This is a genomic window from Streptomyces sp. NPDC042364 (assembly GCF_056437585.1).
The window spans coordinates 372,237-379,864 of record NZ_JBWKAJ010000008.1 but is presented as its reverse complement, the minus strand read 5'-3'; the positions used below and the strand labels follow the sequence as shown (position 1 = coordinate 379,864).

Genomic DNA, 7,628 nt, shown 5'->3' with positions numbered 1-7,628 from the left:
TCGTACACCGTCGAGGCCCCGGAGTGAGTGGCCCGCCGCACTGGCTGGCCTACGCGTGCATCGCATCGCTGTGGGTGGCGGCCGGCTGTGTGGTGATGGCGGGTGTGGCGGCGGTCGTCGACTGGCTCTGGCCGCCCCTCAGGAAGTTACCCGACAGTTAACTCCCTGAGGCGTTGAAACCCCCTCCCTGGGCCATCACCCTCACCCCACCCCGATAGGCCGCCCACGACCCCACCACGCAGCGAAATGAGGCCCAAATGCCTGACACCGAAGACCGATGGACACCCAGCCGCCCCGAGAAGCCCCACAGGCGCACCGGACGCGGCGGCCTAACGCCCGAACAACTCGCCCTCGCCGACGACCTCCACACCCGCGCACTCGCCCTCCGAGCCGCCAGCGAAGACGGCCTGTCGATCCGTGAGGCCGTCGCACTCGCCGCCATACAGCTCGGACTCGAACCGCCCCGCGCCACCGAGGAGGAGACCCGATGACCATCTCCGTCACCGAACTCGCCGCGCTCCCCACCGCGCCAACCCTCTCCAAGGGCCTGCGGGAGGCAGCCGCCTACGCCGACCACGGCCCCCACCAAGCGCTACGCCGCGCCCTGTTCGGCACCACCACCTTCGAAGACTTCGCCGCCGTCATCACCCCCGAACACGCCATAGCGGAAGGCGTCGCACTCATCCTGATCGGCGGCCTCGTCGACCCAGAGGTCACCGACGAAGGCTGGCCCGACGCGAGTTGGTCGGCCAGCTACTTCTCGCAGCGCGTCGGACACGCCCACGAGGTCGTATCCGGCTGGTCAGCGACCCACAGCAGCGACCAACTGGCGCACCTGTTCGAGGCCGCAGCCGACCGCGCGCAGGCGATGGAAACGGCCCCCGGCCCCACCCCCGCCTGAGTCCCTGCCCGTGCCACACCAACCACCGGAGACCCACATGCCTGACGACCTGAACCCCGGCCCCCACCTCGTGTACCGCAGCACCCGCGACCCCAACGGCACCCGCATGCACTGCCTCATCGACATGGCGGCCCCAGAGGACCCCCGCGAACGCGCCATCTGCCGCGCCCTGCTCCTCCACGCGCTCGCCCTCCTCGACGCCAGTGAACCCGCCCGCGCGATCAACCGAGCCCAGCCGTGACCGACCCGCATCCCGCGCCCCTCACCCACATCGGCAACTGCCGACACTGCGGCACCAGCTACCAGCAAGCGAAGGACGGCATGAGCATCTACGGCAGCATCGAAGGCATCGGCGCAGACGGCGACCCCGAACACCTCGGCCCACCCTGGGTGTACCAGGGCTCCCACATCCTCCCCGCTCAAGACGACCCGCGCGACGGCACGGTCGGCCTCGCGGAAATCCCCTCCCACATCACCCGCGACGGCCGCGACGACCAGCCCGAAGACGGCACGCCATGGCCGTGGCTCCGCCTCCACCTCACCACGCCAGGCGACCCATGCGTCGTGATCAACCCGGCACAGGCCCGACACCTCGCCGAAGCCCTGCACGCGTGGGCCGACCAGGCCGACCCGCCCGAGTTCGGTGGCGGCCCCCACTGGTGGATCCACTGCCGCTTCCCCACCGGCGCCGGCATCTGCGGTCCCGGCAGCAGCGACCGGAAGGCGGTCGTCGCCCAGCTCGCCGGATACCGGGAGCGGCACCCCGAGAACACGTACCGGCTGGTACGCGACACCACCACCAGCACCGTGGAGGACGCATGAACCAGCGCATCCCCCTCGACCACCTGACCAGCGACGCCCTCGACGCCCTGTACGAGCAACTCGACGCCCTCCGTGCCGTGGCGCGCGACTACTGCCCCGAATGCGGACGCGGAGACGCTGGCCCCACAGCGGAGCACTGGGAACAGCAGCGGCGGCGCGCCGACGAGGCAGAGGCGCAGCTCCGTCTCGTCGACGCCATGCGGCAGCAGAACCTGGACGCGGCAGCCGCCGCCACCCAACGCGCCGAAACCGCCGAGGCCGCCGTCGGTCGGGCCCGTGCCCTCGCCGAGTTCACCCGCAACCACACAGCCCCCGGACGCGACGACATGTCACTCGCCCAACACGAGCTGGCCTGCGCGATCCTCGACGCCCTCGACCAGCCCGGCCCGGCTTGACGGGCGTGGCATCCTCAACACAGAGCCCTCCGTCTCACCCCGATGCGGAGGGCTCTCCCGCGTTCAGACCGACGACTGGAACGCCGCCACCGCCACCCGCGACGGCCCCCGCTTCTCAACCCCCGCGGCCACTGCCCGCGTCAACGCCGGCGAACCTGCGGACTGTCCGGCGAGGCGTACCAGGGGCACACGCTCCGGACCGTCGGGGGTGGGCTGCTCGTCGGGGAGGTGGATCGTCTGCATGACCGTCTCGCTCTCGTGCGCTGGTGCCGCAGACGGTACCGGGAGCCGCCTCGTGGCATGCTGGTGTCGCGGCATCCGGGTGCGAGACCCGGCGCGCGTGACCTGCTCCGCGTGGAAGGTGGAACGCCACCGGCCGGAAGGGCGCCGACCCCCGTGCCGCACCGTCTACGGGAGGCCGTGTGCTGTCGTTCCTGCTCGAACGCCTGCGATACCACTACCGGTCGGACCGGGCCCGGATGCGCCGCCCCGTCTGCCGCTGCGGACGCCGCCACCCCGGCCCACGCCGAGCCTCACGTCTGGCATCCTGAGACCACCCCGCTGGGGAACAGCCGGGCGGCTGCTGCCCGCCCAGCGGGGTGCCAGCCGTCTGCCGGGGTAAGGCCGGGTCCGGGCAACCGCATCCCTCCCGCACACACGCCGCGCCCCATCGGGGACCAACGCCGCAGCGGGGCAGAGGCCCCCGGAGACAACGAAACGCCCCACCTCAACCCGAGGTGGGGCGTTCACGCGCGGGCCTACTCCGCGTCGCCTGCCTTCTTGCGCGTCGACCGCCCGGTCTCCTCAGCCTCGATCTGCTGGACACGGGCCAGCGACACGCCGATGCCCTTGGCGATGTCCCGGTAGCTGACCTTGCGGGCCCGGAGCCTGATCACGGCCTCGTGGCGGATCTTCCGCAGCCGTTGCTGCTCCTCCGGAAGGCTCTTGAGGAGGGCGCCTGCACCCTTGGCCTTGGCGATGTCATCGTCCATCGCGTTCAAGGAGTCGACCGTCTCCTTCACCGAGTCGATCACGCGTTGCACCTCCTCTGTGCCGTCTTCCTGTCCAGGCAAAGCCGCTCCCTCCGGGGTAGGGGGGCCTACCTACTGGACCATCGTACAGGGACCCTGTACGGTGGTCTACGGGATGGCCCTCCGCCTCTCAATGCAAGTAGCCCCGGTCGGAGTTCGCACCTCCGCCGGGGCCAGCCATCCACCTGCCGTGAACAGGAAGGACAGCCGTGCCGAATCCTACGGCCGAGCCCCAAGCCACGCCCACCCCCACGCCCGACGACGGCACCCCCACCAACGACCCCGCCGCCGCACTCCACTGGGCCGCCGTCGCCATCGGCCTCGCCGAAGCCCGCACCCAGCAGGGCAACCCGCTCACCGACACGGAGCGCGCCGCGTTCGACCGCTACCAGCAAGCGGCCCAAGCCCACGGCCACACCGACGAGCAGATCCGCTGCTACCTCGACACCGAGCTGCGCCCGGCGGTGGCCCAGTGAGCCGCCCCTCGCGCGCCGAAATGCGCGCCATGGCCGAGTCCGCAGAACGCAGCGCCACCCGAGCCGACAACGCCGCCCTCAGCGGCGACCGCGACGCCAACAACCCCGACAACAGCCCCACCCACCGCGCGCAAGCCAAGACTGCCGCCGGATTCGCCCGACAGCACGCCGCCGAGTACCGCGAAGACGCCGCCAAACTCCGCGAGGGCTACCTCCCCGGGGAGGACTGGTGAGCGCCCCCACCTGCTGCGGCCAGCCCATGCAGCAACAAGGCCAGCAACTCGTCTGCGGACGCTGCGGCGGATGGATCGACCCCGGAACCGGAGGCCAGTAATGGACGAGTGCCTGCTCTGCGGCGCACCTGGCGGCTACCCCTACTGCAACGACGACTGCCGCGAAGCCGACAACCCCGACGACTAACCCCCCACCCACCAGCCGCCGCGCCCCGGTACCACCCCCGGCCGGGGCGCGGCCCCACGGAAGGAACCCCCCATGCGGAAGTGGAACACCACCGTCACCGTCACCGACTCCCAAGGCCGCACCGGCACCGCCACCACCCCCGTCTGCGACGACGACGAACAGTCCGCCGCCACCGGCATCGTGGGCAAGCTCCGCGACCAGGGCTACCAGACCAGCCACATCGTCGTGACACCCGCCGGCAACTGCGACCACCAGCACTGACCGGCCGCCCGCCCCGCCCGTCTCGCAAGGGCCGGGTCGAGGAGAACCATCCAGCGCTCCAACCACACCGACGAGAGGACCAGCTCATGCCGAAGTGGGCACTCACCGCGACCAGCCGCACCGGCCAGAAGGTCAACATCATCACCGGCGCCCCCACCGACACCATCACCGTCCACGACCAGGCCGACCTCGACCGGCGCCTCAAGGCCGCCGACTCCGACCCCCGCGACCTCAACGTCACCGTCGAACGCCTCAGCTGACCCGCAGGCCGGTAGCCCACGGCCCACGTCCCACCCGCCGGTACGTGAGCCCTGGAAATCCGACCAGCCCAGCCGCCCGACCCCGACCCGGAGACCCCGATGCCCCGCTGCGCCTGGCTCCTCATCGGAGCCCTCACCCTCCTGCTGCACCAGACCATCGGCCTGACCGCAGTCGTCGACGCCGCGTTCACGGTCACCCTGTGGGCCGCCACCACACCCGCCGTCCTCGTCGCCATCGCGTCTCTGGCGGCCTGGCACCTCCTCAACGAACACCCGCCCCGCACCGCCCGAGCCCGCGCCTGAACCCTGGAGCCCCGCCATGTCCAACGACCTCTTCACCCGCGCCACCGCCGTCATCAACGCCAAGCGCAACAAGACGGCCGAACGACGCCGCGGGGCGCTCGACACCGCCATCCTCGCCACCATCCCCGTCCTCGCCGTCGCCGTCGCCGTCGCCTCCGGCTGGTCCCTCTACGACCTCGGCCGGCACTTCCACATGCCCGACTGGGCAGCGTGGGCTGTGTTCGCGCTCATCGACGTCGTCTGGTTCCAGTCCGCGGCCGTGGTCATCAAGAACCAGGACAGTCCCCACCGGGCGATCGAGGCGCACCAGCGGATGCAGCGCATGTTCGCCGTCTCCGTGGCCGCGAACTTCGCCCACGGCATCGTCCTTTTCGGACTCACCGCAACTGGTGTCGTCGCCGGGTTGGTGTTCGCGCTGTTCCCGATCGGGTTCAAGGCCGCGTTCTCGAACGCGTTCCCGGACTACGTGAAGCGCGCCCGGAAGTCCGGCTACGGCTCGGACCTGGACCAGGCGTTCCACACCGAGGTTCTGATGCGGGTCATGGCCGGAGTGGACCAGGCCAAGGCTGAGCTCGGCGCCGCGCCCGACAGCCCGCAGATCATCGTGAGTCGAGCCGCTGCCCCACCCGAGTCCACGCCGGTTCAGCCCTCGGTTCAGGCCCCTGACCAGCCCGTGAACCAGATCGACCCCGCGCCCGAACCGACGCCAGTCCAGGCGGTCCAGGCCGCCGCGAACCGGACCGGACCGGCCGCCCAGGTCGAGGACCAGGTCGACGTGCTCCTGTCCCGGCTCCGCAAGGGCGAGCACATCACCAAGGCCCGCGCCGCGGAGATCCTCGGCGTCCCGGAGTCCACCGCGTACCGGCGACTGACGAAGGCCACGAGCCTCCTCAACCAGTACAACTAGCCCCCGTCGTCCGGCCCCCGCACCCCACCCTGCGGGGGCCGTCCTGTCCCCACGGAGCCCACACCGTGAAGATCACCCGTACCGACCTCGCCACCGCCCTCACCGTCCCCGGCCTCGTCTCCGCCGCCGCCCTGGCCGCTGACGGCATCTACGGCACCACCGCAGCTGCCATCGAGTTCGGCACGGCCATCGCCGCAGGCTCCCTGTCGTGGACGTCGTTCTCGAAGAAGTGGCCGCCCGCCCTCGCCTGGGGCAGCCTCGCCCTCGCCGGCGCCTCCGGGCAGGCGTGGCTCACCGGCAGCGTGGGCGGGTTCGCCGCCTGGTACGGGTACGCGATCACCGCGGCGGCCGTGTTCGCGGCGATGGTCAAGCACCGGCACGACACCCGCCACGACGCCATCAAGCTGGAGCACGAGACCGCCCGCCTGAACACCACGCTGATCCGGCAGCAGATGGCCCACCACGCCCTGGTCCAGAAGACCACGCCCGAACCGGCCCAGTCCGGACCGGACCTGACCGGCCGGACCGTGGAAGAAACCAGGCTGCGGACCGTGGTCCACGAACTGTTCGCCGCCGTGCTGCCGGGCTGCACCGTGGAACGGACCCGCACCGGGTGGACCGCGGTCCTGGACCTGCCCGTGAACCTGGACCGGAACAAGCTGCGGGCCGCCTGGCCCAAGGTGGCCTCGGGTATGGGCGTGGCCGGGGAGTTCATGCTGGAGGACGGCGCGCTCACGAACCAGCTCATCGCCCGGTTCATCGACGGCGACCCGCTCTCCGCGATCATCCCCTACGAGCGGACCACCGGAGCCCGGTTCACCGACCCGGTCCTCCTTGGCGTGGACCGGTTCCTGAACCCTGTCTGGTTGGACCTGGCCTACAACCACACGTTGGTCGCTGGTTCATCTAAGTTCGGGAAGTCCACCCTGACCCGGTCCATCGCGGTCCAGCTCGCGGACCGGCCCGACACCGTCCTGTACGGCATGGACCTCAAGCCCGGCGCGCCCGAGCTCACCCCCATGCTGCCGATCCTCCAGGACCTGGCCGAGACCCCCGAGCAGGCCCACGCTCTCCTCGACTGGCTGAAGCAGGAACTCGGCGAGCGCGGCGAGATCCTCGCTCAGGCCGGCGACCAGGAATGGGACCCGCAGAAGCACGGCCGCCCCGCGATCTGGGTCATCGAGGACGAGCTCGCGGAGCTGGTCAGGCAGGGCGACGGCGGCCCGTGGAAGAAGGACCCGGCGTCGAAGAAGCAGGAGTCTCTGCTGGCGTTGATGCGGTTCGCCGGTATGCACTTCCTGTCCGCGACTCAGCAGCCGTCCCGGAAGGTGTTCGGTGGGACGACGGACGCCCGCGGGAACTACGCGAACCGGCTGTCCACCCGCATGAACGACGCGGACCACCGCCGGTTCATCTTCGGGAACACCCCTGGTTGGGAGCCCGGGAAGCTGGACCAGCCGGGCAAGTTCCTCCTCCAGTCGCCCATGCACCAGGTGGCGGCGCCGTACAAGGGCATGTGGCTGACGGGCGATGAGTTCCGGGCGGAGGTCGCCAGGATCGGCGCGACGACCGTGCGGGCCCCGGTGGGGAAGCGGCTGATCCTTCCGGTGCCGGGTGCCACGAATCAGGAGCGGGTACGGAACGCGCTGGTGAAGTACGGCAACATGACCCGCCGCGAGCTGGAGATAGCGACCGCCCTCACTGAGAAGCAGGTCCTTGATGCGGCGCGCGCCCTGGGCCCGGATGTGGAGCGCTGCGCAGACACCCAGACATGGCGGATCGTGCCCGACGAGGCGTGGGAAGCGCAGGCCGTCAGCACCTGACGAATGCGCAGGTCGAAGCTGGTTCAGGG

14 protein-coding genes are annotated in these 7,628 nt (G+C 70.9%); 12 read left to right on the top strand and 2 right to left on the bottom strand.

Features of this window, described 5'->3' with window-relative positions; genetic code table 11:
- Positions 1 to 257 precede the first annotated feature (257 nt).
- Genes AC067N_RS19410 through AC067N_RS19390 form a run of 5 tightly spaced genes read left to right on the top strand, consistent with a single transcriptional unit; the run spans position 258 to position 2,118 of the window.
- Positions 258 to 491 (top strand): hypothetical protein, encoded by a 234-nt coding sequence (locus AC067N_RS19410; protein ID WP_478680108.1) that lies wholly within the window; start codon positions 258 to 260, stop codon positions 489 to 491.
- The gene (locus AC067N_RS19405) at positions 488 to 901 is read left to right on the top strand and encodes a hypothetical protein (RefSeq protein ID WP_478680107.1); all 414 of its coding nucleotides are present in this window, start codon (positions 488 to 490) and stop codon (positions 899 to 901) included. Before AC067N_RS19410 ends, AC067N_RS19405 begins: the two co-directional genes overlap by 4 nt.
- A gap of 37 nt (positions 902 to 938) precedes the next feature.
- On the top strand, positions 939 to 1,142 hold the full coding sequence (locus AC067N_RS19400; RefSeq protein WP_478680106.1) for a hypothetical protein: 204 nt from the start codon (positions 939 to 941) through the stop codon (positions 1,140 to 1,142).
- Entirely contained in the window at positions 1,139 to 1,723 is a 585-nt protein-coding gene (locus tag AC067N_RS19395; RefSeq protein ID WP_478680105.1) for a hypothetical protein, read from the top strand. The genes AC067N_RS19400 and AC067N_RS19395 overlap by 4 nt, the downstream gene beginning before the upstream one ends.
- Positions 1,720 to 2,118, top strand: a complete 399-nt coding sequence (locus AC067N_RS19390) for a hypothetical protein (protein WP_478680104.1) — start codon at positions 1,720 to 1,722, stop codon at positions 2,116 to 2,118. Before AC067N_RS19395 ends, AC067N_RS19390 begins: the two co-directional genes overlap by 4 nt.
- A 63-nt stretch (positions 2,119 to 2,181) precedes the next feature.
- Here AC067N_RS19390 and fxsA read toward each other — a convergent pair whose 3' ends face one another.
- Positions 2,182 to 2,361, bottom strand: coding sequence for an FxSxx-COOH cyclophane-containing RiPP peptide (gene fxsA, locus AC067N_RS19385; RefSeq protein ID WP_478680103.1), 180 nt, complete (start codon positions 2,359 to 2,361; stop codon positions 2,182 to 2,184).
- 515 nt (positions 2,362 to 2,876) lie between these two features.
- The gene (locus tag AC067N_RS19380; protein ID WP_478680102.1) at positions 2,877 to 3,152 is read right to left on the bottom strand and encodes a hypothetical protein; all 276 of its coding nucleotides are present in this window, start codon (positions 3,150 to 3,152) and stop codon (positions 2,877 to 2,879) included.
- Between the two features lie 206 nt (positions 3,153 to 3,358).
- Between AC067N_RS19380 and AC067N_RS19375 the strand changes: the two genes are divergently transcribed.
- From AC067N_RS19375 to AC067N_RS19345, 7 genes are all read left to right on the top strand, one after another.
- Entirely contained in the window at positions 3,359 to 3,625 is a 267-nt protein-coding gene (locus AC067N_RS19375) for a hypothetical protein (protein ID WP_478680101.1), read from the top strand.
- Between the two features lie 29 nt (positions 3,626 to 3,654).
- Positions 3,655 to 3,858: a hypothetical protein gene (locus AC067N_RS19370; RefSeq protein ID WP_478680100.1), complete on the top strand. Its 204-nt coding sequence runs from the start codon at positions 3,655 to 3,657 to the stop codon at positions 3,856 to 3,858.
- Positions 3,859 to 4,117: 259 nt separating this feature from the next.
- The gene (locus AC067N_RS19365; RefSeq protein WP_478680099.1) at positions 4,118 to 4,306 is read left to right on the top strand and encodes a hypothetical protein; all 189 of its coding nucleotides are present in this window, start codon (positions 4,118 to 4,120) and stop codon (positions 4,304 to 4,306) included.
- An 86-nt stretch (positions 4,307 to 4,392) separates the two neighbouring features.
- Positions 4,393 to 4,566 (top strand): hypothetical protein, encoded by a 174-nt coding sequence (locus tag AC067N_RS19360; RefSeq protein ID WP_478680098.1) that lies wholly within the window; start codon positions 4,393 to 4,395, stop codon positions 4,564 to 4,566.
- 99 nt (positions 4,567 to 4,665) lie between these two features.
- Complete coding sequence (locus tag AC067N_RS19355; RefSeq protein ID WP_478680097.1) at positions 4,666 to 4,869, top strand: hypothetical protein; 204 nt, start codon at positions 4,666 to 4,668, stop codon at positions 4,867 to 4,869.
- A 16-nt stretch (positions 4,870 to 4,885) separates the two neighbouring features.
- Positions 4,886 to 5,776, top strand: coding sequence for a hypothetical protein (locus AC067N_RS19350; RefSeq protein ID WP_478680096.1), 891 nt, complete (start codon positions 4,886 to 4,888; stop codon positions 5,774 to 5,776).
- A gap of 65 nt (positions 5,777 to 5,841) precedes the next feature.
- Positions 5,842 to 7,599, top strand: a complete 1,758-nt coding sequence (locus tag AC067N_RS19345; protein WP_478680095.1) for an FtsK/SpoIIIE domain-containing protein — start codon at positions 5,842 to 5,844, stop codon at positions 7,597 to 7,599.
- The last annotated feature ends 29 nt before the right edge of the window (positions 7,600 to 7,628 follow it).

Bases quoted from the DNA above. Each gene is read 5' to 3' on its own strand.
- AC067N_RS19410 (WP_478680108.1), top strand. From the start codon at position 258: ATGCCTGACACCGAAGACCGATGGACACCCAGCCGCCCCGAGAAGCCC.
- AC067N_RS19405 (WP_478680107.1), top strand. From the start codon at position 488: ATGACCATCTCCGTCACCGAACTCGCCGCGCTCCCCACCGCGCCAACC.
- AC067N_RS19400 (WP_478680106.1), top strand. From the start codon at position 939: ATGCCTGACGACCTGAACCCCGGCCCCCACCTCGTGTACCGCAGCACC.
- AC067N_RS19390 (WP_478680104.1), top strand. From the start codon at position 1,720: ATGAACCAGCGCATCCCCCTCGACCACCTGACCAGCGACGCCCTCGAC.
- fxsA (WP_478680103.1), bottom strand. From the start codon at position 2,361: ATGCAGACGATCCACCTCCCCGACGAGCAGCCCACCCCCGACGGTCCG.
- AC067N_RS19370 (WP_478680100.1), top strand. From the start codon at position 3,655: ATGGCCGAGTCCGCAGAACGCAGCGCCACCCGAGCCGACAACGCCGCC.
- AC067N_RS19365 (WP_478680099.1), top strand. From the start codon at position 4,118: ATGCGGAAGTGGAACACCACCGTCACCGTCACCGACTCCCAAGGCCGC.
- AC067N_RS19360 (WP_478680098.1), top strand. From the start codon at position 4,393: ATGCCGAAGTGGGCACTCACCGCGACCAGCCGCACCGGCCAGAAGGTC.
- AC067N_RS19355 (WP_478680097.1), top strand. From the start codon at position 4,666: ATGCCCCGCTGCGCCTGGCTCCTCATCGGAGCCCTCACCCTCCTGCTG.
- AC067N_RS19350 (WP_478680096.1), top strand. From the start codon at position 4,886: ATGTCCAACGACCTCTTCACCCGCGCCACCGCCGTCATCAACGCCAAG.